We start from the raw sequence: 22,254 nt of genomic DNA, 5'->3' as shown, positions 1-22,254 counted from the left end.
GGGCAGGCATGCGCGCGCTGCTGACGGGAGTTGCGGCCGGGCTGGTAATCGTCGTCCTTGCGCTCCTGGGGGGACGATGGTGGCTGGAGCGTCACGTGCGGGAGATCCTGGCACGCCGCTACGACGTCCCGCTCACGCCGATCAGGGTGCCGACCGACTCGCTCAGCATTGCCGAGGGCGAGCGGCAGGCGTGGCTCCATGGCTGCCACGGCTGCCACGACGCGCAACTGCAGGGAAAGGTCTTCGTGAACGAGCCGCGGGTGATGCGCGTGGTGGCGCCTAACGTCACCGAGCGCATCGCCGCCTACAGCGATGCGGAGCTGGCCCGGCTCATCCGTCATGGCATCCGCCGCGACGGCACCGGGGTGCTGGCAATGCCGGTCTCGACCTTCTACCAGATGAGCGACGCCGATGTGGGGCGCATCATCGCGCACCTGCGCGCCACTCCGATGGCCGAGCGCGTCCTCCCCACCAGCGAGTTGCACCTGCTGGGAGAGCTCGCGGTGCTCGACGGCCAGCTCCTCCCGGAGGCCGCGACGATGGACCATGCCGCGCCACGGCTGGGGACGCGCAGCGACCGGGGGGATACCACCCGTGCCTGGCGCGGGGAGTACCTCGCGCGCACCATCTGCGGCGAGTGCCACGGCCCCGCGCTCCTCGGCGCCCTGGAGGCGCCGCCGCTCCTGCGGGCCAGTGGCTATTCCCGGCCCCAGTTCGTCTCGCTGATGCTCGATGGTCGCTCCCGTGACGGGCGCGACCTTCCGTTGATGGGGAGGACGGCGCGCGCACGATTCGTCCGCTTCACGAAGGACGAGATCGCCGACATCTATGACTACCTGATGCGGATGCCGGCCACGCCGCCGCCGGCGACGGCAACGTCATCGCGCTGACTGGACGCCCCACGCCCCATGTCGCCCACCACTCGCGCCGTCATCCTTGCCCGCGGACTCGGCACCCGCATGCGCCAGGGTGATGCCGGGGCCGCCCTCGACGCGGCGCAGGCGGCGGTGGCCGACGCCGGGATGAAGGGGATGATGCCCATCGGCCGCCCGTTCCTCGACTACGTCATCAGCGCCCTCGCCGACGCCGGGCTGACGGACGCCTGTCTCGTGATCGGTCCCGAGCACCAGGCGGTGCGCGACTACTACGGCGCGCTCGAGACCCATCGCGTGCGCATTCACTTCGCGGTGCAGCGCGAACCCCGCGGCACCGCCGATGCGGTGGCCGCGGCGCGCGACTTCGCCGGCGACGCGACGTTCCTCGTCCTCAACTCCGACAACTATTACCCGGTCGAGGCGTATCGCCTCCTGGCGACGCTCGGCGCCTCGGGGCTGGTGGGATTCGACCGCGCGGGGTTGGTGGCCGACGGCAACATCCCCGAGGATCGCATCCGGAAGTTCGCGCTCGTCGAGTGCGACGCCGCCGGCTTCATGACGTCCATCGTCGAGAAGCCGGACGAGGCGGCCTATGCGCGCATGGCGGCGCACGCGCTGGTGAGCATGAACCTCTGGTCGTTCTCGCCCGTGATGTTCGAGGCGTGTGCACGCGTGAGGCCATCGGTGCGAGGCGAACTGGAAGTGCAGGATGCCGTGCGCATTGCCATGCGCGAGTTGGGGGAGCGCTTCGCGGTCATCCCCTTCTCCGGGGGCGTGCTGGACCTCTCCAGCCGGCGCGACGTGGCGGCAGTGGCACGGCACCTGGCCGGCACCGTGGTTCGCCTCTAGGCCGGCGGCATGGGCGCGGCCGCGGGCGAGATGTAGCTTTGGGTCATGTCGCACTTCCGTGATGACCTGGCCCGCCTGGGGATGTCGCCACACCATGCGACGTCCAAGGCGGCGATGCTCGAGCGCTGCGACGGGGCGCTGGAATCGTTAGGCGCCTCCGCCCACCGCTGGTCGGCGTGGGTCCCGGGGCGGATCGAGGTGTTCGGAAAGCACACGGACTATTGTGGCGGCCGCTCGCTCCTCTGCGCCGTCGAGCGCGGCTTCGCCGTGCGGGTGGCGCTCCGTACCGACGCGCGGATCCGCGCCCTCGACGTGGCGACCGGTTCCGCCTGCGAGACCGCGCTCGATGTGTCGGCACACGGCCCGCCGGGGACATGGCCCAACTACGTCGCGACCGTCGCCCGCCGGCTGGCCCGCAACTTCTCCACCGCGCGCCACGGCGTCGACCTCGCCTTCGCGTCGGACCTTCCGGTCGCGGCAGGATTGAGCTCGTCGAGCGCGCTGATGATCGCCGTCTTCATCGCGCTCGCCAAGTCGAACGACCTGCGCAGCTCCGAGGAGTTCCGGCGCGCGATCTTCTCCCGCGAGGAACTCGCGGCGTACCTCGGCGCGGTGGAGAGCGGGGAATCGTTCCGCACGCTGCAGGGCGACGCCGGCGTGGGAACCTTCGGGGGAAGCCAGGATCACACGGCGATCATGTGCGCGGAGACCGGGCACATCGTGCAATACTCGTTCTCCCCGGTGCGGCGTGAGGCGGCCTTCGCGCTCCCCCCGACGCACACCTTCGTGGTGGGGGCGAGTGGGGTGCTGGCCGAGAAGGCGTCGGGGGCGCGTGAGGCGTACAACCGTGCGGCGCTCCTGGTGCGACACCTCCTGCATGCGTGGAATGCGGAGACCGGCCGTGCCGACACGTCGCTCGCCGAGGCCGTGCGGAGCGGCTCCGACGCCGCCGACCGGCTCCGGCGCATCGCGCGCGTGACGGCGACCGCGGAGTTCCCCGCCGAAGCGTTAGGCAACCGGCTCGAGCAGTTCCTCCTGGAGAACTTCGAGCTGATCCCGGCAGCGGCTGCCGCCCTGGCGCGCGGTTCGGTGCAGGAGCTCGGGGTCGTGGCAGAGCGGTCCCAGGAGGGGGCGGAACGGTGGCTGGGGAACCAGGTTCCCGAGACCATCGCCCTGGCCCGCCTGGCCCGGCAAGCGGGAGCGACCGCGGCGTCGGCCTTCGGCGCGGGATTCGGGGGCTCCGTCTGGGCGCTGGTCCCGGTCGGCGACGCCCACGACTTCATGGTGTCGTGGTCCCGGCGCTACGAGGGCGAGTTCCCACGCGCGGCGGAACGCGCGATGTTCTTCGTGTCGCCCGCGGGCCCCGGGGCACAGCAATTCTAGCGCTCGACTTCTCGCCTTCAGAGACTCCCATGGATCGACACACCTCTCGTCGCGACCTCCTGAAGGGCGCGGCGATCGCCGGGGCCGGGCTGGCGCTCGGCGGGCACGCGCTCGGGGCGCAGGATACCGGCGCCGACGCGGCGCAGTCGTCCACGCTTGCGCCGCCCTCCACCGCGGCCACCATGGCCGGCGTGCCGTTCGAGCGACACGACGTCGTGCGCATCGCCATCGTCGGGACGGGGCTGCGCGGCCGGTCGGTCCTGCACGAGTGGCTTGGCGTCCCCAACGTCCGGATCACCGCGCTGTGCGACACCGTCCCCGAGAAGGTCGAGATGGCGGTGCAACAGATGCGGAAGGCCGGGCACGACTACGAGCCGGCGCGCTTCACCGGCGGCCCCGAGGCGTTTCGCGAGCTGGTCCAGCGCGACGACATCGACATCGTCTATACGGCAACGCCGTGGGAATTCCACGTCCCGGTGGTGCTGGCGGCGATGGAGGCGGGAAAGCATGCGGCCACCGAGGTCCCCGCTGCCTACACGCTCGACGACTGCTGGGCGCTCGTCGATGCGTCGGAGCGCACGCGGCGCCACTGCCTGATGATGGAGAACTGCAACTACGGCTACAACGAGTTGCTGGTGCTCAACATGGTGAAGGCGGGGGTCTTCGGTGACCTCAAGCACGCGGGGGCCGCGTACAACCACGACCTGCGTGGCATCGTCTTCGAGGACCGCGACGAAGGCCTGTGGCGGCGCCGCCATCACACGCTGCGGAACGCCAACCTGTACCCGACACACGGGCTCGGGCCGGTGGCGTTCATGCTCGGGATCAATCGCGGCGACGCCTTCGACTACCTCGTGTCGATGAGCACCCCGGAGTTCGGGCTCACCAAGTGGCGCAAGGACCACGAAGCCGCCGGCTCGCCCAAGTGGAAGGAGCGCTACGTGACCGGTGACCTCAACATCTCGCTCATCAAGACGGCCAAGGGGCGCACGATCCGGCTCGAGCACGACGTCTCGTCACCTCGCCCGTACTCGCGCATCAATTCGATCCAGGGGACGAACGGGATCTTCGAGGACTACCCGCCGCGCATCTATATCGAGGGCGAGGGGGCGGAGCACCGGTGGGCGGCGATCGACGGCTACAAGGCACGCTACGAGCATGCGCTGTGGCGCGAGCTGGGCGACAGGGCCCGCAGCGGCGGCCATGGCGGGATGGACTACGTGATGGCGTACCGCCTGGTGCAATGCATGCGCGAGGGGCTGGCGCCCGACTTCGATGTCTACGATGCCGCCGCCTGGTCGGCGCCGGGGCCGTTGAGCGAGCTGTCGGTGGCCAAGGGAAGCGCGCCGATGCCGTTCCCGGACTTCACCCGAGGGGAGTGGCGGAAGGCACGGGCGACGATCTAGGCGAGAGCGGACTCCGCACCACGCCCCGTCGTCGTCTCGTCTTCCCGTCTTCTCGTCTTCCCGTCTTCTGCAGTTCTCACACGTCGCAGGTCCGCACCCCCTGCTCCAGCGACGCCATCGGGTCACGCACGGGGACGAACTCCTGCCCGATGTAGCCGGTGTAGCCGAGGTCGGCGATGGCCCGCATGATGGCCGGGTAGTTCAGTTCCTGCGATTCATCGATCTCGTGGCGTCCCGGGACCCCGGCGGTGTGGAAGTGCCCGATGGCATCGAAGTGATCGCGGATGTTGCGAATCACGTCGCCTTCCATGATCTGCATGTGGTAGATGTCGTACAGCAGCTTGAAGCGCGGGCTCCCCACCTGCCTGACGAGCTCGGCCCCCCAGGCGGTGTGGTCGCACATGTAGTCCTGGTGGTCCACCCTGGAATTGAGCAACTCCATGCACACCGTCACCCCGAGCTGCTCGGCGAGCGGGGTGACGCGCTGGAGTCCCGCCACGCAATTGGCGAGCCCTTCGCCGTCCGACATCCCCCCGCGGTTTCCCGAGAAGACGATCATGTTCGGCAGGCCGGCAGCCGCAACGAGCGGGAGGAGGCGGGCCGATTCCGCGACCAGGCGATCGTGCTGGTCGGGGCGATTGAAGCCGACGGGGATGGTCGACGGCCCGTTGGCCATGGCGCAGGTGAGTCCGTGCCGCCGTACCACCGGCCAGTCCTTCTCGCCCAGCAGCTCGACCGAGAGGAGGCCGATGCGCCTGGCCGCGGCGCACAGCTCGTCCAGCGGCATCTTGCCATAGCACCACTGGCATACGCTCTGCTTGAGGCGTCCCGCGCCCGGGAGCGGCTGCAACGCGTCCAGCGCGGGCGCCGCGCGCCCGGCCAGCGGCGTCCCCGCCATCGCGGCGCCGGCGACCGCCACGCCGCCCAGTGCCTTGAGCGCCTCGCGCCGCGTCCGGCTCACAGGGCGCTCAGCGCCTTGTACGACGCCGCGATCGAGGCAAAGGCGTCGGTGGGGTTGTCGTGCTCCACGAAGTAGTGCGCGATCCCGGCCAGCGGCCCCTTGGACACGTACTTCGCGAAGGGAAGCGTCCCCGCGCCGACCTCGGTCATGGTGCCATCACGCTGCATGTCCTTCACATGCACCAGCGGAAAGCGCCCCTGGTGCCGGGCAAAGTAGTCCAGGGGGTTCCGGCCCGCCTTGTTGATCCAGTAGAGATCCATCTCGAACATCACGAGCGCCCGATCGCAGCGCGACAGGAGCACGTCGTAGGGCACCCCCCCGTCGATGCTGGCGAACTCGAAGTCGTGGTTGTGGTAGGCAAACTGGATCCCACGCTGCTTCGTCGCCGCGCCCAGCGCGTTGAACTGGTCGGCGATGCGCCGGTAGCTGTCGAGCGACGTCCGCTCCCTCGCCTCGATCGACGGGACCACGGCGTACCTGTGCCCCATCACGCCCATGGCGTCCAGCACCTTGCCGGTGTGCTCGGCAATCTCGCCCAGCGCGATGTGCACCGAGGGGGCGGTCAACCCATTCGCCTTGAGCGCATCGGCCACCTGCCTGGGCGTGCGCCCGAAGTAGCCGGCGAACTCCACTTCCTTGTAGCCGATGCTCGCCACCCTGGCCAGCGTCGCCTCCACGCTCTTCTGCATCTCCGCGCGCACGGTGTACAGCTGCACCCCGCAGTTCCGGACCATGGCGCCGCCTGACCCGCCGGGGTCGTCCTCCGGCGTCGCCCCCTGTGCCAGGAGCCCGCGCGCGATGGGCGACGCGGCGAGACCCAGTGCCGACAGCTGCGTGAGGCGCTTGAGGGCTTCCCTGCGTGAGGACACGGTCTGACTCCGGGCGTGATGAGAGGCGTCGAGGGGCGCGGACAACGTGCCGTGTGCCCTATCGTTGCGGCCGCTCCCCCTTCAGGCGAGCCAGCAACTGCTTCAGCTGCGGATGGTCGGGCGCCGCCGCCAGCCCCTGCTCGATCGTCGCGAGCGCCGCCGTCGTGTCGCCGCGCTGGGCCTCTCCCATCGCGATGGCGGCATACGTCATCCCCGACTTCGGGAAGTACTCGAGGTTGAGTCGCAGCAGCTTCATGGCGTCGTCCGCGCGGCGCGAGCGCGTGAGCTCGTCGGCCATGGCGGGGAGCGATCCCTCGCCGAAGTCGAACATGGCCCGGCCGTAGGCCTTCTCCCGCAACTCGCGGTAGCGGGCCACGGCGCTGTCGGCATCCCTGGCCTCGAGCGCCCCCAGCACCTCGGCCGCGAGCGTGCGCGGCAGGGTTGCCCCCCGGTGGCACGTCTCGCAGCTGACGCGCGTGCGCGGCGTGAAGGTGCGTCCCGTCCTGGCCAGGTACGTGCCGTTGATGTCCATCGTCATCTGCAGCATCTGGCGGGCGACGCGCTTCACCTCCTTGTCGTCGAGCGACGGGTCGAGCTGCTCGGGCACCTGCCCCGGGTTCTTGACGACGTGGCAGTGGCTGCACTGCACGCCTAACGACGCGTTGAACCGGCGCATCAACCCCAGCAGCTCGGCGCGCGGGATGTCCTTGGGAAGGACCTGGAGGTTCTTGAACCCCTCGGGCTGCTGCGCAGCGGCCAGGACGGGGACCACGAGACACGCGCCGGCAACCGAACGACGGACGAAGGCGAACATGGCGGGGGAGGTGCAGGGTTCGGCCACTGGAGGGACGGCGGGCCGCCGGCCGCGGGGGGACCATGGCGATTCTACCATCCGGACCCGCCCCCAACCAGAGCCCGGGAGGATCGCTCGCCGCGCGGACGCTGGCGCGCCCTGCGGCCGCGCTCGCCCTGCGGCCGCGCTCGCCCTACCGCACCACCGGTCCCGTGTCGCCCGGAAGCAGGAGCTGCCGGTGCGCCCACCACGGCGCGATCCCGTTGCGCATGACGCGCTCGTGGAAAGCGCGCAGGTCGAACGTCCCCCCGGCCCGCGCGCGGTAGTCCTCACGCAGCGCGAGCAGGGCACGCTTCCCCAGGAAGTAACCGCCGTTGGTGGGATCGTACGCCACGCGCGACGCCTCCTGCATCGCCGCCGGCGCGGGAATGTGCGCCTGCTCCTCGAAGAACTTCGCCCCCTGCTCGATGGTCCATCCGTTCGCGTGCACGTTGAGGCTCACGATCAAGCGGCAGATGCGCGTCATGGACTCCGTGAGCTGGGCCATCGCGTAGCGCGGATCGTCGCGCTTGAACCCCTGTTCGATGACGAGGTGCTCGGCGTAATGCGCCCAACCATCCTGCCCGCTCGACGGTTGCGGGAACGGGTTCAGCCCGATCCAGATGCGTCGGATCTTGCCCGGCGTGCCGCGCATGAACAGCGCGTGCACGAAGTGCCCGGGCATCGCCTCGTGCGCCGACGTGATGGCCAGCGAGGGATAGTTGAAGCGCTCGAGCCACTTGTCCTGGCGCGCCTGGTCCCAGGTGGAGTCGGCATCGGTGACGTAGTAGATCGACTTCACCGGCGCCGGCTCGAGCGGGGGCGAGGCGTGCATCGACGCCAGCCCGATGTCGAACGGCTTGGACGGCTGCACGATCACCCGGTCGTCGCCCGGCAGCTGCACGAGCCCGCGACTGGTGACGAACTGTTGCAGCTCGTCCACCACGCGCCGCGTCGCCTCGACCAGCTCGCCGCGCCTGGGGTGATCGGCCAGGACCTCGCGCCACACCGCCATCGCCGACCGGGACGAGTCGATCGCCCGCGCCTTCTCCACGAACAGCGCCTGCTCCAGCGCGAGCTCACGCTCGGCGATCTCGAGGAGGCGCGGCGCCGGGACGTCGATCAGCTCCTCCGCCCGGTACCGCGCCTCGACGTACGCCCGCCCCAGCGCCACCTTGCCCGTGGCGCGGGGGAGGATCGTCCGCTCGTACTCGGCGATGAAGGCATCCAGCGCCTCGCGCGCGCTCCGCGCCTCCACCATCATGGCGCTCCACGCCTCCCCTCGCGGCCCATCCAGCGCCACGGGAAGGTCATGGGCCAGCATCGCGCTCGCACCGCGGAACATCGAGAGGCCGCGCTCCGCCAGGATGCGCGGCGGGTTCCTGAGGTTGGCCCGCGCCGCATCCAGCACCCTGGGAACGCCGCGCAGCTTCTCACGCACCCGCTGGATGCGCACCAGGGGGGGCGCGCTCTCCATCGTCATCAGGTTGTGCACGCCGTCGGTGATGGCCGACGCATAGATCATCGGGTTGCGTTCCCAGCTGCGCGCCACCTCGAGGTCGAGCAGCCAGCCGTCGATCACCCCGGCGAGGATGCGGTGGTCGACGCGCTCGTCGAGGGTCAGGCCGGCGGTCGGGATGCGGTCGAGCCGTTCGTGCATCTGGCGGAACCAGGCGACTTGGCGGGCGATGTTCCCGGCGGAAAAGTCCTCGAGCTCGCCGTCGTGCATGTGCAGGCCGTTGCCCGCGGCGATCGAGGGATAGAACGCCGCCCATCCGTCGAGGTACTCGTCCACCAGCGCGACGAACTCGCGCGACGCCGGCGACGACGTGCCGTATGCCTGCCGCCCCGCGGCGGCGCCCGCCGAGTCACTCGCGACGGCGACACGCGCCCCCTCGCGCGCGGTGCCACACGCGAGCGCGAGCAGCGCCAGCAGTCCGAGCAGCATGAGCGGCGTGAGCCGCGTGAGCCGCGTGAGCAGCGCACGCGGCGTGAACTTGCCGAACGCGGCCAGCGCCCCGGGCCGCCGGATCTGCGTCAGCTGGAATTTCCTGGTGATCACGGCGTCGATACCACGGGTGAATGCGCCCACCGCGCCGAGGCTGGGGTAGACGTTGGGCGTTACGCGAATGGCGCTGAACTCGTTGGAGGCGACGCGACACCGGTTCCCGCCGCTCGCCGCCCTCCCTCCCTATGCCGTCCTCGCCCCTGCCGCCGCCTGCAACCCCAGCTCCTCGACGGCCATCTCCCGCATCCGGAACTTCTGGATCTTCCCCGTGACGGTCATCGGGAAGCTCTCCACGAACTTCACGAAGCGGGGAATCTTGTACGACGAGATGCGGCCGCGGCAGTAGCTGATGATGTCCTCCGCCGTGGGCGCGCTCCCCGGGCGAGGGACGATCCACGCCATGACTTCCTCGCCGTAGTGTTCGCTCGGGACGCCGATCACCTGCGCGTCCTGCACCGACGGATGCGTGTACAGGAATTCCTCGATCTCGCGCGGGTAGATGTTCTCGCCGCCACGGATGATCATGTCCTTGATGCGTCCGACGATGTTGACGTAGCCCTCCGCGTCCATGGTCGCCAGGTCGCCCGTGTGCATCCACCCCGCGGCGTCGACGGCCGCCGCGGTCGCCGACTCGTCGTTCCAGTAGCCGAGCATGACGGAGTAGCCGCGCGTGCACAGCTCGCCCTTCTCGCCGCGCGGCACGATCGCCCCGGTGTCGGGGTCGACGATCTTCACCTCCACGTGCGGATGCACGCGCCCCACCGTCCCCACGCGCTTCTCCAGCGGGTCGTCGATCGCACTCTGCGTCGAGACCGGCGAGGTCTCCGTCATCCCATAGCAGATCGTGACCTCCTGCATGTGCATTTCCGACTGCACGCGCTTCATCACCTCGACCGGGCAGGGAGAGCCGGCCATGATCCCCGTCCGCAAGGTGGAGAGGTCGAAGGTGACGAAGTCGGGGAGCGCCAGCTCGGCGATGAACATGCTCGGCACGCCGTAGAGCGCCGTGCACCGCTCGGCCTGCACCGCCTCCAGGGCAAGGGTCGGGTCGAAGGCCTCGCCGGGAATCACCATGCACGCGCCGTGCGTCGTGCACGCCAGGTTGCCCAGCACCATCCCGAAGCAATGATAGAACGGGACCGGAATGCAGACACGGTCCGACGACGAGTACTGCAGGGCCTCGCCGATGAAGAAGCCGTTGTTGAGGATGTTGTGGTGCGAGAGCGTCGCTCCCTTGGGGAAGCCCGTCGTCCCCGACGTGTACTGTATGTTGATCGGGTCGTCGAACTGGAGACTCGCCTCGCGCTCGGCCAGCGCCTGTTCCGACACCTCCTGCCCGCGCTCGAGGAGTGCATCCCATTCGCCGTCGAGGATGATGGTGTGCTCGAGCTGCGGGCAGCCGGCGCGCACCGCGTCGAGCATCTCCACGTAGCTCGCCGAGCGGAAGTGCCGCGCCAGGAAGAGGAGCTTCGTCCCCGACTGGTGGAGTGCGTACGCCAGCTCGGCCGTCCTGTACGCCGGGTTGATGTTGACCAGCACCGCACCCATGCGCGCGGTGGCGAACTGCGTCACGACCCACTCCCAGCGGTTGGGCGACCAGATCCCGACACGATCGCCGGCCTGGACCCCCACGGCCATGAGCGCGCGCGCCAACGCCGTCGTGGCGTCCCAGAGCTGCCGGTACGTGGCGCGGTACCACTGGCTGCGCACGACGAGCGCCTCGCGGTCGCCATGGGCCTCCACGGTTCGGCGCAGGTTCTCGCCGATCGTCTCGCCGAGGAGGGGGACGGTGGAGGTGCCGTGGACGTAGGAGAGCACGCGGATCGTCCGCTGGGGGATGCTGCTACGCTAATGGCCCCGCGCCAATCGTCCAGAGCGGGGTTCCCGGCCGGGGACCACCCCCTCAGCCGGCGGCGCCAACCTCCCGCGCACCCGTGGAGCGAGGGGGCGAGCGGGCGGCGACCGCTTGCCCGCGCAGCGCCGGGGCGCGAGGTTGGCTGGTGATGGCCGCGGCGTCCCGGGCGACGCCGCGATCCCCCCTCGACCCGGTCGCCCCACCAGCCAGGATGCCCCGCATGAACCGGCATGACAGCATCGCGTAGGCGTCGCGCGCGCCGCCGCTGGGAGACGCTCGCGCGCGAGGAGCTGCTGTCCGTCCGAATCAAGGACCTCGGGGTACGTCTCGAGGGAACCTGGATCGAGGAGTGCATCGAGGAGTTGTATGACGAGCTTGCCGAGCGCGGCCTCACGCTCCGTCCGCACTGCTGGCTGTCGGGCGAGTGGTTTTCGCCGGCGGGGATCCCCGGGATCGGGATCCCGTTCTACCTGGCGCATCCGCGCCTCATCCGCCTGGAGCGCAGCATGATGCTGGAGGTGGAGGGCGGCTCTCGCGCCGAGTGCATGCGCATCCTGCGCCATGAGACGGGGCACGCCATCCAGCACGCCTTCGCCCTGAACCGGCGCAAGCGCTGGCGCGAGCTGTTCGGGCGATCGAGCACCAGGTATCCGGAGTCCTACCGCCCCAACCCCGCCAGTCGCAACTATGTGCAGCACCTGCGGCTCTACTATGCCCAGGCACACCCCGACGAGGACTTCGCCGAGACCTTCGCCGTCTGGATGGGGCCGCGCGCCAAGTGGCAGCGGCGCTACCAGGGGTGGCGCGCCCTCGAGAAGCTCCAATACGTCGACCAGCTGATGGACGAGCTGCGCGGCAAGCGCCCGCTACGCCTCGAGCGCGAGCGCGTGGAGCCGGTGTCCGCGCTCACGGCGACGCTGCGCGAGTACTACGAAGCCAAGCGCGCGCAGTACTCGGTGCATTACCCCACGACCTACGACCGCGAGTTGCGCAAGGTCTTCTCCGACTCGCCCCGGCACGACGGTCGCGAGCTCGCCTCGGCGTTCATCCAGGGCCATCGTTCCGAGATTCGCCGCACGGTCGCCCGCTGGACGGGCGAGTACGAGTTCACCCTGGACCAGGTCCTCCGCGACATGATCGGCCGCTGCCGCGAGCTGAAGCTCCGCGTTGCGGGGCCGCAGCGTCGCGTCCTCCTCGACTTCGCCGGCATGCTCGCGGTGCGCACCGTGCACTTCCTGTATAGCCGCCGCATTTCCATCGCCCTATGAGCCGTCCGCGCCGCCGCCTGCGCATCCTCGTGCTCATGCAGCCCTCGCTCATCCCCCCCGAGTCGGTGGCCGGGCTCAGCGAGCGCGAGATGTACGAGATCAAGACCGAGTACGACGTCCTGCGAACCCTCCGCGCGCTGGGGCACGACGTGCGCGCACTGGGCGTTCGCGACGAGCTCCTCCCCATCCGCGAGGCGGTGGAGGGATGGAAGCCCCACATCGTCTTCAACCTCCTGGAGGACTTCTTCGGGCTGCGTGAGTTCGACCACCACGTGGTGAGCCTCCTCGAGCTGATGCGCGTCCCCTACACGGGGTGCAACCCGCGTGGGCTGGTGCTCGCCCGCGACAAGGCACTCTCCAAGAAGATCCTGGCCTATCATCGGATTGCGGTCCCGCACTTCGACGTCGTCCGCCGGGGACGCCGCGCCCGGGTCTCGCGCTCGCTCACCTACCCGCTCATCGTGAAGAGCCTGACCGAGGAGGGCTCGGTCGGCATCGCCCAGGCGTCGGTCGTGCGCAACGCGTCCGAGCTGGAGGCACGCGTCCAGTTCATTCACCGCAGCATCGCGAGCGACGCGATCGTCGAGGAGTTCATCGACGGACGCGAGATCTACGTCGGGATCCTGGGAAACACGCGGCTCACCGTCCTTCCGCCGTGGGAGCTCTACATCGAGAACGCCCCCCCGGGGACACGCTTCATCGCCACCTCCCGCGTGAAGCACGACCCCGATCACCAGGAACGGCACGGGATCTTCCAGGGGCCGGCCGAGCTTCCGCCGGCGTTGCATGAGCGCCTCGTCTCGACGGCGCGGCGCATCTATCGCCTCCTCTCGCTCGACGGCTACGCGCGCCTCGACTTCCGCCTGCGCGCCGACGGGATCGCGTTCTTCATCGAAGCCAACCCGAATCCCGAGGTGGCCGAGAGCGAGGAGTTCGCCTCGTCGGCGCTCGAGGCGGGAATCAGCTACGAGCAGCTGCTGTTGCGAATCGTCTCGCTCGGCTTGCTGCGCGGCGCCATGTGAGCGGCGGGTCGAACGAGGGCGCGCCGCCATGTGGCGGCGGGTGACGCGGGGGCGCGCCGCTCAGAACACCAGGCTGAAGGCGACCGGAATCGCCGCGACGTTGTGGAAGAATGTCTTCGCCTCGTCGACCGGGATCCCCCGGAAGCGCGCCTCGAGACCGCCGCCGATCGGCCCCAGGCGGAAGCGCAGCCCGGCACCGGCGTTGTAGGCCCACTGTACGCCGTTGATCGCCTCACCGACGGTCGTGACGTCGGTGCGGAACGAGACGGCGCCGACGCCCCCGATGAGGTAGGGCTGGAAGCCGCGCGGCCCCAGGGGGATCTCGATGTTGGCGAACGTTCCCAGCACCGACGAGATGGCCCCATCGCGCAACTTGCCGAGGTCCGGAAGCTTGGGGCCACCGGCCACTCGCGCGCTCGCGCCCGCGACCGTGCCCTGCGCGAGGCGCGCCCGACCAGGCGCGCGCGCATCGTGCGTTACGCTGGCAATTCCGGCCGACTGCGCGAGCCGGCGCACCTTGTCCTCCAGCACGCCGAATCGCGCATACGCCACCTCGGGGCGGAGCCGGAACTTGCGCCCGACGACCCGGATGAGCGCCGATCCGCTCGCCTGCACGCCAAGGTCGTGATAGTCGGAAAAGCCGCCCGTGGGAACGTTGAGCCCACCCGACACGATGAGCCGGACACGCCGCTCGGGGGCGAGGGGCGTCCCCTGGGCGGCGGTGGTGTCCTGCCCCCGGAGCGGCGCGGCCGAAGCCGCCAGCAGCAAGAGCGCGACGGGCCATCGCCGCATCATGCGCTCGACGGTGATCGGTGAGGCATTCGGCATCGCACCCCTCCCGCGTGGTGAGCCAGGCGGCACCGCTCTCCCCCAGACGCGCGCTCGCCCCTGCCGGCGTTGTCCGCACCCTCCAGTATGAGTGCGGTTGGGGCCCCCCGCCAGCGTGCGCGGGCGCGCCCGGTTGCGGAACGCACCCTCCGCCGCACGGGCGGTCGCTCGCCGGGGTGCAGGGGGGGCGCGACGGCAAATGCGGAATGGAGGAGGCGACGATACCGGTGCCTGACGCCCCGACCACGAGGCGCTACCATTCACCACATGACCAGCTCGCCAGTCACACCGTACGACCTGATGGGCGGCGAGGAGGGGATCCGTCGCCTCGTCGACCGTTTCTACGACCTGATGGACGATTCGCCCGAGGCCGCCAACGTCCGAGCGCTTCACGCCACCTCGCTCAAGCGATCGCGCGAGAAGCTGTTCATGTACCTGAGCGGATGGACCGGCGGCCCCCCCCTCTACGAGTCGCAGTACGGCCATCCGCGCCTTCGGATGCGACACCTCCCCTTCACCATCGGCAAGCGCGAGCGCGACGAGTGGCTCTGGTGCATGGAGCAGGCGCTCGACGAGCACGAGATGCCGGCCGAGCTGCGCGTGCACCTTCGCCAACGGCTGCGGCAGTTGGCCGACCACATGCGCAACATCGACGAACTGTAGGCTTCGCCAGCCGCATCCCCGTCACCCACCCCACGCGCACGTCCCACCCCTTCCCGATCCTCATCGTGTCTCGCCCCCTGTCCATCGCCGCGCTTGCCCTTCTCTTCTCGCTCCCGGCTGCCGCACAGCAGAAGGGGGCGTCGTCAGAGCTCGCCAGGGAGATCGACGCCCGCCTCGAGGCGGTGATGCCCAAGGTCGTCGCCTGGCGCCGCGACATCCACGAGCACCCGGAGCTCTCGTTCGCCGAGACGCGCACGGCGGCCCTCGTCGCCAGGCACCTGCGCGCCATCGGGCTCGAGGTGCAGGAGAACGTCGGCAAGACCGGCGTCGTCGGCATCCTGCGTGGCGGCAAGCCGGGCCCTGTCGTTGCCCTGCGCGCCGACATGGACGCCCTTCCGGTCACCGAACTCGTCGACCTCCCCTTCAAGAGCAAGGTCCGCGCGACGTGGCAGGGAATGGATGTCGGCGTGATGCACGCCTGCGGACACGACAATCACGTCGCGATCCTCATGGGTGTCGCCGAGGTGCTGGCCGGCATGAAGGCGAAGATCCCGGGAACGGTGAAGTTCCTCTTCCAGCCGGCCGAGGAAGGGCTCGGCGGGGCGATCGCGATGGTGAACGACGGCGCCCTCGAGAACCCTCGCCCGTCGGCCATCTTCGGCCTGCACGTCTGGCCGGCCGAGGTCGGGACGCTGAACTACCGGCCGGGAGGGTTCATGGCTGCAGCTGACGGGCTCGACATCGTCGTCAAGGGACGGCAGACGCACGGCTCGGCGCCGTGGTCGGGGGTCGACCCGATCGTCGTCTCCTCGCAGATCATCCTCGGCCTGCAGACCATCGCCAGCCGCCAGGTCGAGGTCACCTCCGCCCCCTCGGTCATCACGATCGGGATGATCATGGGCGGCAACCGCGGCAACATCATTCCCGACAGCGTCGTGATGCAGGGAACGATCCGTACCTTCGACGAGGCGATGCGCGCCGACATCCACACGCGCGTCACCCGCACCGTCGAGGACATCGCACACTCGGCCGGCGCCACCGCGAAGGTCTCGATCGCGAAGGGCGGGTTGGTGACGGTCAACGACCCGGCGCTCACCGAGCGGATGCTCCCCACCCTGCAGCGATCGGCGGGCGATGGTGGGGTGAAGGTGATCAACCCGATCACCGGCTCCGAGGACTTCCCCGTGTACACGAAGGACATCCCGGGGCTCTTCTTCTTCCTGGGCATCACCCCCAAGGGGGAGGACCCGAGGAAGGCGCCGGCCAATCACTCACCGCTCTTCTTTGCCGATGAAGCGGCACTCCCCACCGGCGTGCGTGCGCTGGCCAACCTCGCCGTCGACTACCTGCGCGGCGGGGCCATCGCACCGAAGAGCCCAGTGCAGTGAACGTGGGGCGTGCGCGTCCGCGGGATGACGCACGCTCCAGCTGGCTCGTCGCCACGCACATCGGGGGCCAACGCGTGGCGCACCCGTTGCGCCGCGTCAGGTGCCGTGCCTCAGTCCCGCCACCGCTGCACGCGATCGGGAAGGCTGGCTTCGCCGAGCGACGCACATAACGAGGGCAGTTCACCACGAAGCGCCCCTTGCCAGCGCAGCGCATCGACGTCCTCGGACAACGGCACGTCGATGCGCAGCGTGGCGAGCACCTTGTAGAGGCGGGCATCGTCGCGATGCTCCCGCAGCTGCCCCGCCAGCGCCGCCGCACCGCGCACCGGCACCTCCCAGGCCGCGGCGTCGTCCGGGATCGCGTCGAGCGTTGCATATCGCGCGAGCACGGCCGACGCCGACTTGGCCCCCCAGCGTGGGACGCCCGGGATCCCGTCGGCATCGTCTCCCACGAGGGCCAGCAGGTCGGGGATGGACGACGGAGAGACCCCGAACCGCTCCACCACCCCCGCCTCGTCGGTCACCTTGCGCCTGATGCGGTCGAGCGCGACGACCTTGTTCCCGCGCACGCACTGCAGCAGGTCCTTGTCGGGCGAGCAGATCACGACCTGTTCGACGCCCGGGGCATCGTGCCATCGCGCCGCGGCGGTGGCGATCGCGTCATCGGCCTCGAACTCGACCATCGGCCACACCACGACGCCGAGCGCGCGCGCGGCGTCCTCGGCGAGCGGAAACTGCGCGACCAGCTCTGGCGGGAGCCCCTCGCCCGACTTGTAGCCGGGGAAGAGGCGGTTGCGGAACGACTCGATGACGTGGTCGAAGGCGACGGCGACGTGCGTCACGCCGTCCTCGCGCAGCAGGGCGTGCAGCGAGCGCAGCAGCCCCCGTGTGGCGCCGACCTCACGTCCGTCAGGCGCAATCGCCCCCGGGGCCCCGAAGTGGGCCCGGAAGAGCTCGAAGGTCCCATCGACCAGGTGGATGCGCACGCGAGCGCTAGCCTCCCTTCACCACGCCGATCGGCCGCAGGCGCGCCACGCGTCGGGCCAGTCCGGCGTGCTCCACCACCTCGGCCACCCGCTCGACGTCCTTGTAGGCCATGGGCGCCTCCTCGGCCAGCCCGGCAGGGGCCGGACAGCGTACGACGATGCCAAGGGCCTCGAGCTGGGCGCGCATCTCGCTCCCGGTCACGAGCCGCTTCGCCCCGCTGCGGCTCAGGCGCCGCCCGGCCCCATGACAGGCGCTCCCGAACGAGCGCTCCTCCGCCGCGTGCGTCCCCGCCATCACCCAGGTCGCCGTCCCCATGCTCCCGGGAATGAAGACCGGTTGTCCGACGTGCCGGTATCGCGCGGGAATCTCGGGGTTCCCCGGCCCGAACGATCGCGTCGCCCCCTTGCGGTGCACGCAGAGCATGCGGCCGCCGTGCCGCTCCCGCTTCGCGATGTTGTGGGCCACGTCGTAGATCACGCGCACCTCGCCCGGGTTCACCCCGCCAAAGAGGCGTCCGACGACGTCGCGCACGTAGTGCGTGATCATCTGCCGGTTCGCCCACGCGAAATTGGCCGCCGCGCTCATCGCGTCAAGGTAGGCCATCCCCTCCGGCGACGACGCGGGAGCGCACGACAACTGCCGATCCGGGAGGGAGATCCCGCGGCTGGCCAACCGAGCATCCATCAGGCGGACGTAGTCGGTGCACACCTGGTGTCCCAGCCCGCGCGACCCGGTGTGGATGAGGACCGTCGCCTGGCCGGGCTCGAGCCCCATCGCCGCCGCCGCCCCGGCGTCGACCACCTGCTCCACCAGCTGCAACTCCACGAAGTGGTTCCCCGACCCCATCGACCCGAGCTGCCCCCGCCCACGCTCGCGGGCGCGGACCGACACCGTGGCCGGGTCGGCGTCCTCCAGGCACCCGTTCGACTCCGCATGCTCCAGGTCGGCCTCCACCCCGTAGCCGCGCTCCCGCACGACGTACTGCGCGCCCCCCCGCAATACTCCCATGAGCTCGCCGTCGGTCATGCGCCACCGCCCGCCGTGCCCGGTGCCCGAGGGGATACGGCGCGAGATCTCGTGCACCAGGTTCTCGCGCAGCCTCCCGATGTCACGCACCGTCAGCGGCAACGCCAGCAGGCGCACCCCGCAGTTGATGTCGAAGCCGACCCCCCCTGGCGAGATCACGCCGTCGGGGAGGAGCGTTGCCGCCACGCCTCCGACCGGGAAGCCATATCCCTCGTGCATGTCGGGCATCCCGTACACGCGGTCCACGACCCCGGGCAGCGTCGTGACGTTCACCAGCTGCGCGATCGCGTCACCGTCGAGGATCCCTTCCATCAGGACCTCGTCGGCGAATATGCGCGCCGGGACCCGCATGTCCGCGCGATAGGTGGCCGGGATGTCGACCTCCGTCGCTCCCGAACGCACGAACCCCGCCGGCAGTCCCTCTGCCGGCGGCGCCGCTCCCCCTCCCGTCGCGTCCGTCATACGTCGAACAGGACCTGCGCCCGCCACCGTCCGTTGCGCTCCTCGAGGGCGAGGGCGTGGTACGTCGCCGCCTTCAGCGGGGAGGTCCAGTGCGCGACTCGCCGCCCCCGTACCTGCGCATGCAGCGCGACCTCGCCTCCCTCGCCCCCGACCAGCGACACGTTGGCCAACTCGTCATACGCCACCCCGTTCGCCTCGCCGCGTCCGATGAGCTCGTTGGCCGCATCCACCAGGAGCGTGGCGGGGTCGCGCGCACTGACCTCCAGCGATTCCCACGCCACGCCTTCACCTTCCGGATCCCCTGCCGCGTGCGCGATGACGCGCGCCAACTCCCCGAACACTCCCTCGAGGGTGTCGGCCACGATCGACACCCTCCACTCGCCGATGTGCTCCTCGGTGCGAGACGTGGGCGGCGTCATCGGCCACGCGACCTTACCACCACGAGCCGTCGTCGCGCCGCTGCGGGGTGCCGAAGACGAAACGTCGGTTCGACAGCTTGTGGTCGGCCACGGCTCGCGCAATGTCGCTGGTCGTGACGATCCCCTCGAGCTTGTCGCCATCCATCACCAGCACGCGGTGGACGCGGTGTTGCTGCATGAACGCCGCGGCCCGTGTCACGTCGGTGTCGGGCGACAGGTGCAACACGCCCTCGGTCATCGCGTCGCGCACCGTCAGCTCCTCGAGCGCGTTCCACTCCGGTGCGTCGGGAGACTGGGTCCGTGCCGCCACGTCGGCGCCGGCGTCGTCCCAGTACTCCGTGAAGAAGGCCGCCACCGCTTCGTCTCCCTCGACATAGGGCTCGGGCGGCTCCCCCCCTCCCGGCTCGGCGACCTCTGGACGGAGGGTCGGTGCGCCCGGGGTCGATGCCGCCGCCGTCACCAGGTCGCTCAGGGTCACGACCCCGACGACCTTGCTCCCTTCGATCACCGGAGCCCCCGACACGTGCTGGCGCACGAAGAGCTCCATGGCATCGCGCACCCCCAGGTCGGGCGAGACGGAGACGACCTCAGGGGTCATGATGCGGGAAATGCGCAGCATTGTAACCTCCCTTCGGCTGCGGAAGATGGAACCGTCGATCCTCTCCCCATTCAACATGCCCCCCGTCGAGCACCTCGTCTGTCGGCGGACGCCGTCGGGGACGTGAGGTATCCCCCGGGGGCATTGCGCCCCGGCTCGGTTCTGCCGTCCGAATGAATGGAAGGGGAAAGCTCGAGCATTGCGACGCCCCAGCCGTCGCGCCACTTTCTCCGCGGCCTACGGGGGTCTATCGCATGGCGCGCCAGGGCGTGCTCCACTTGTCCGCGTCCCTCGCGATGGCGCTGCCTCGAGTTGGCCGAGGGTATCGGAACGGACCAGCCGGTCGGTATAGCATCCATGAGTCCGCAACATCCGGAGCGGAATGACGAGCGTGACGCGGCCCCCACGACGCGGCGGCGCGCCATCGTCGTGCTCGCGGCCGGAGTTGCAGCCCTGGCCGCCGCCCTCCCCATCGCGCGCCGACTGACGGCGGGGCTGCGCAGCAACCAACACCGCGCCCTCCCGCCCGATCCCACGTCCGTCGACCCCACCTTGCTCCGGCGCATGGCGACGCTGGCCGGAGCACTCTTCGGCCATCGGCTCGACGCACGTGACACGCGCGAGCTTGGCGACGACCTTGCCCTCCTCGTGCAGCGCGATGGCGGGTGGCGCGCGGAGTTCGTCGAGACCGGCGACTACATCGACCGCCTCGCGCGCGCCGCGGGGATGCGCTCCTTCGCCGACGCCTCGGACGACGCGCGTGACGCCATCGTCGACGACATCATGCGACCGTCGATCACGTCGAGACGCTCGAAGGCGCTCGCGGTGATCTCCCGCAACGAACGGGTGCGGCGCCGAATGCGGACCGAGCTCGTCGACCGCCTGGCCACCGCCTACGGCGCCTCTGCCCCCGCATGGCGCAGGCGTGGCTACACCCGCATCCCGGGTCAGGCCGGCGACCCGCGCGAGTACACCAGAGCCGGGACGGCCACCACATGCTGACCGGTCACGACGTCGACCTCTGCGTCATCGGCGCCGGACCGGCCGGGGCACTCCTCGCCGACGCCTGTGCCGCCCGCGGCGTGCACACGCTCCTCGTGGAGTCGGGCCCGCGACTCGATCGCGCCGACCGCCCCAGGCAACAGCGTCGATTCCTCACGCTCGGCGAGAGCGCCTGGCCGCGCGACCCCGCGCGCGACGTCTTCACCAACGCGTCGTCGTTCGGGTATTCGCTCAACATCAACCGGGTACGCGCGGTCGGCGGCACGACGCTCCACTGGATCGGCATGACGCCGCGCCTGCGCGAGTCCGACTTCCGCACCGCCACGCAGTTCGGCCTGGGGATGGACTGGCCGCTGCAATACGCGGAGCTCGAGCCGTACTACGTCCGGGCGGAGCGCGAGATGGGAGTCTCGGGGGCGCAGGGGCCACACGATCCGTGGCGCAGCGCCCCATATCCCATGGAGCCGTTCCCGGACAGCTTCAGCGACGGACTGTGGCGCCGCGCCGCAGCGGCGCTGGGGGTGGAACTCTCGACCATGCCGGTCGCGAAGAACAACGCCCGCACCTACGACGGGCGCCCGCCGTGCACGACCTTCGCGACGTGTCCCATCTGTCCCGGCGGGGCGCAGTACTCCGCCGACTGGCACGCCTTCAAGGCGGAGCGATCGGGACATTGCGAGATCCTCCCCGGCACCACGGCACGGCGCATCGAGCTGGACGCCTCCGGGCGCGTGCGGGTGGTGCACGCCTCGGCGCGCGACGGCACTCCGCACGAGATTCGCGCACGCGTCGTGGTCCTCGCCGCGAGTGCCGTCGAGACGGCCCGCCTGCTGCTGCTGTCGAGAGTTGGGAACCAGGACATGGCCGGCCGGCACCTCATGGAGCACTGGAAGGTGGCGGCGAGCGGCGTGTCCGAAGAGCGCGACTACCCGCGCCGCATCGGCTTCCCGACGCTGACCGCCTACCATGCCTACGAGGGAGAAGGACGCGGCGAGCGCGGCGCCGTGCGCATGCTCTTCCCGGACCCCGACGATCCGCTGGAGTCGCTGGGCCGTGAGCCGGGGCTCTGGGGACGAGCCATGGCCCGCCGCGATTGCGAGCGGTTCGGCCACTTGCGCCGGGTCGAGGTCAGCGTCGAGCACCTCCCCAACCCCGACAGCCGGGTGACGCTCGATCCGGCCGTCCAGGACTGCTTCGGCGATCCCGCGCCGCGCCTGCAATTCGTGCTTGGTGATCGCGACCACCGGACGCTCGAGGCAGGGCGATCGGCCCTGCGAGCCATGATGGACGCCGCGCGCCTCGGCGACGTGCGCATCGGCGATGCCTTCTACGGCGGCGCGCACCTGATGGGGACCTGCCGGATGTCGCGGCGCGAGGAAGAGGGCGTGGCCGACCCCGACGCGCGCGTGCACGGCACGCGCAACCTCTACCTCGCCGGCAGCGCGCTCTTCCCCACCGGCGGGGCCGTCAACCCGACGCTGACCATCGCGGCCCTCTCGTTGCGGCTCGCGGACCATCTCCTGCAGCAGCTCGCCGCCCCCCCTCGGGGGTGA

General features: G+C 70.3%; 20 protein-coding genes. 10 read left to right on the top strand and 10 right to left on the bottom strand.

Annotation, left to right across the window (positions count from 1 at the left end):
• Positions 1-8 precede the first annotated feature (8 nt).
• The 4 genes from ABS52_06365 to ABS52_06350 all read left to right on the top strand — a co-directional run bounded on the left by ABS52_06365 (position 9) and on the right by ABS52_06350 (position 4,513).
• Complete coding sequence (locus ABS52_06365) at positions 9-890, top strand: hypothetical protein (GenBank protein ODT04006.1); 882 nt, start codon at positions 9-11, stop codon at positions 888-890.
• An 18-nt stretch (positions 891-908) separates the two neighbouring features.
• Positions 909-1,724 carry a glucose-1-phosphate thymidylyltransferase gene (locus ABS52_06360; GenBank protein ID ODT04005.1) on the top strand — a complete coding sequence of 272 codons (816 nt, stop codon included), beginning with the start codon at positions 909-911 and terminating at the stop codon, positions 1,722-1,724.
• Between the two features lie 114 nt (positions 1,725-1,838).
• The gene (locus tag ABS52_06355) at positions 1,839-3,107 is read left to right on the top strand and encodes a hypothetical protein (protein ID ODT04130.1); all 1,269 of its coding nucleotides are present in this window, start codon (positions 1,839-1,841) and stop codon (positions 3,105-3,107) included.
• Between the two features lie 29 nt (positions 3,108-3,136).
• Entirely contained in the window at positions 3,137-4,513 is a 1,377-nt protein-coding gene (locus ABS52_06350) for a glycosyl hydrolase (protein ODT04004.1), read from the top strand.
• Positions 4,514-4,589: 76 nt separating this feature from the next.
• On the opposite strand, the gene ABS52_06345 is transcribed toward ABS52_06350, so the two are convergent.
• The 5 genes from ABS52_06345 to ABS52_06325 all read right to left on the bottom strand — a co-directional run bounded on the left by ABS52_06345 (position 4,590) and on the right by ABS52_06325 (position 11,007).
• Positions 4,590-5,474 carry a hydroxypyruvate isomerase gene (locus ABS52_06345; GenBank protein ODT04003.1) on the bottom strand — a complete coding sequence of 295 codons (885 nt, stop codon included), beginning with the start codon at positions 5,472-5,474 and terminating at the stop codon, positions 4,590-4,592.
• On the bottom strand, positions 5,471-6,388 hold the full coding sequence (locus tag ABS52_06340) for a hypothetical protein (GenBank protein ODT04002.1): 918 nt from the start codon (positions 6,386-6,388) through the stop codon (positions 5,471-5,473). Before ABS52_06340 ends, ABS52_06345 begins: the two co-directional genes overlap by 4 nt.
• 13 nt (positions 6,389-6,401) lie before the next feature.
• A complete protein-coding gene (locus ABS52_06335) occupies positions 6,402-7,157 on the bottom strand; it encodes a hypothetical protein (protein ID ODT04001.1) in 756 nt (251 codons plus the stop codon).
• A gap of 172 nt (positions 7,158-7,329) precedes the next feature.
• Positions 7,330-9,267, bottom strand: a complete 1,938-nt coding sequence (locus tag ABS52_06330) for a hypothetical protein (GenBank protein ID ODT04000.1) — start codon at positions 9,265-9,267, stop codon at positions 7,330-7,332.
• Positions 9,268-9,366: 99 nt separating this feature from the next.
• The gene (locus ABS52_06325; GenBank protein ODT03999.1) at positions 9,367-11,007 is read right to left on the bottom strand and encodes an AMP-binding protein; all 1,641 of its coding nucleotides are present in this window, start codon (positions 11,005-11,007) and stop codon (positions 9,367-9,369) included.
• Positions 11,008-11,268: 261 nt separating this feature from the next.
• Here ABS52_06325 and ABS52_06320 point away from each other — a divergent pair, with 261 nt between their 5' ends.
• Both ABS52_06320 and ABS52_06315 read left to right on the top strand, forming a co-directional pair.
• The gene (locus ABS52_06320; GenBank protein ID ODT03998.1) at positions 11,269-12,306 is read left to right on the top strand and encodes a hypothetical protein; all 1,038 of its coding nucleotides are present in this window, start codon (positions 11,269-11,271) and stop codon (positions 12,304-12,306) included.
• Positions 12,303-13,328, top strand: coding sequence for a D-alanine--D-alanine ligase (locus ABS52_06315; GenBank protein ID ODT03997.1), 1,026 nt, complete (start codon positions 12,303-12,305; stop codon positions 13,326-13,328). The genes ABS52_06320 and ABS52_06315 overlap by 4 nt, the downstream gene beginning before the upstream one ends.
• A 60-nt stretch (positions 13,329-13,388) precedes the next feature.
• On the opposite strand, the gene ABS52_06310 is transcribed toward ABS52_06315, so the two are convergent.
• Complete coding sequence (locus ABS52_06310) at positions 13,389-14,156, bottom strand: hypothetical protein (GenBank protein ID ODT03996.1); 768 nt, start codon at positions 14,154-14,156, stop codon at positions 13,389-13,391.
• Between the two features lie 267 nt (positions 14,157-14,423).
• Between ABS52_06310 and ABS52_06305 the strand changes: the two genes are divergently transcribed.
• Both ABS52_06305 and ABS52_06300 read left to right on the top strand, forming a co-directional pair.
• A complete protein-coding gene (locus ABS52_06305) occupies positions 14,424-14,819 on the top strand; it encodes a globin (GenBank protein ID ODT03995.1) in 396 nt (131 codons plus the stop codon).
• A 56-nt stretch (positions 14,820-14,875) separates the two neighbouring features.
• On the top strand, positions 14,876-16,207 hold the full coding sequence (locus ABS52_06300) for an N-acyl-L-amino acid amidohydrolase (protein ID ODT04129.1): 1,332 nt from the start codon (positions 14,876-14,878) through the stop codon (positions 16,205-16,207).
• Positions 16,208-16,317: 110 nt separating this feature from the next.
• On the opposite strand, the gene ABS52_06295 is transcribed toward ABS52_06300, so the two are convergent.
• From ABS52_06295 to ABS52_06280, 4 genes are read right to left on the bottom strand one after another with little or no spacing between them, the layout of a single operon-like run.
• Positions 16,318-17,193, bottom strand: coding sequence for a 5'-3' exonuclease (locus ABS52_06295; protein ODT03994.1), 876 nt, complete (start codon positions 17,191-17,193; stop codon positions 16,318-16,320).
• Between the two features lie 7 nt (positions 17,194-17,200).
• On the bottom strand, positions 17,201-18,637 hold the full coding sequence (locus tag ABS52_06290) for an RNA-splicing ligase RtcB (protein ODT04128.1): 1,437 nt from the start codon (positions 18,635-18,637) through the stop codon (positions 17,201-17,203).
• Positions 18,638-18,678: 41 nt separating this feature from the next.
• On the bottom strand, positions 18,679-19,101 hold the full coding sequence (locus ABS52_06285; GenBank protein ID ODT03993.1) for a hypothetical protein: 423 nt from the start codon (positions 19,099-19,101) through the stop codon (positions 18,679-18,681).
• Positions 19,102-19,114: 13 nt separating this feature from the next.
• Positions 19,115-19,720, bottom strand: coding sequence for a hypothetical protein (locus ABS52_06280; GenBank protein ID ODT03992.1), 606 nt, complete (start codon positions 19,718-19,720; stop codon positions 19,115-19,117).
• A 336-nt stretch (positions 19,721-20,056) separates the two neighbouring features.
• On the opposite strand from ABS52_06280, the gene ABS52_06275 reads away from it, so the two are divergent.
• Together ABS52_06275 and ABS52_06270 are read left to right on the top strand one after the other, a co-directional pair.
• Positions 20,057-20,701, top strand: a complete 645-nt coding sequence (locus ABS52_06275) for a hypothetical protein (protein ID ODT03991.1) — start codon at positions 20,057-20,059, stop codon at positions 20,699-20,701.
• Complete coding sequence (locus ABS52_06270) at positions 20,695-22,254, top strand: hypothetical protein (protein ODT03990.1); 1,560 nt, start codon at positions 20,695-20,697, stop codon at positions 22,252-22,254. The genes ABS52_06275 and ABS52_06270 overlap by 7 nt, the downstream gene beginning before the upstream one ends.

It is taken from the genome of Gemmatimonadetes bacterium SCN 70-22, assembly GCA_001724275.1.
Taxonomy (GTDB): domain Bacteria; phylum Gemmatimonadota; class Gemmatimonadetes; order Gemmatimonadales; family Gemmatimonadaceae; genus SCN-70-22.
Note: the sequence above shows the minus strand (reverse complement) of the source record. Positions and strands in the feature narration are given on the sequence as shown.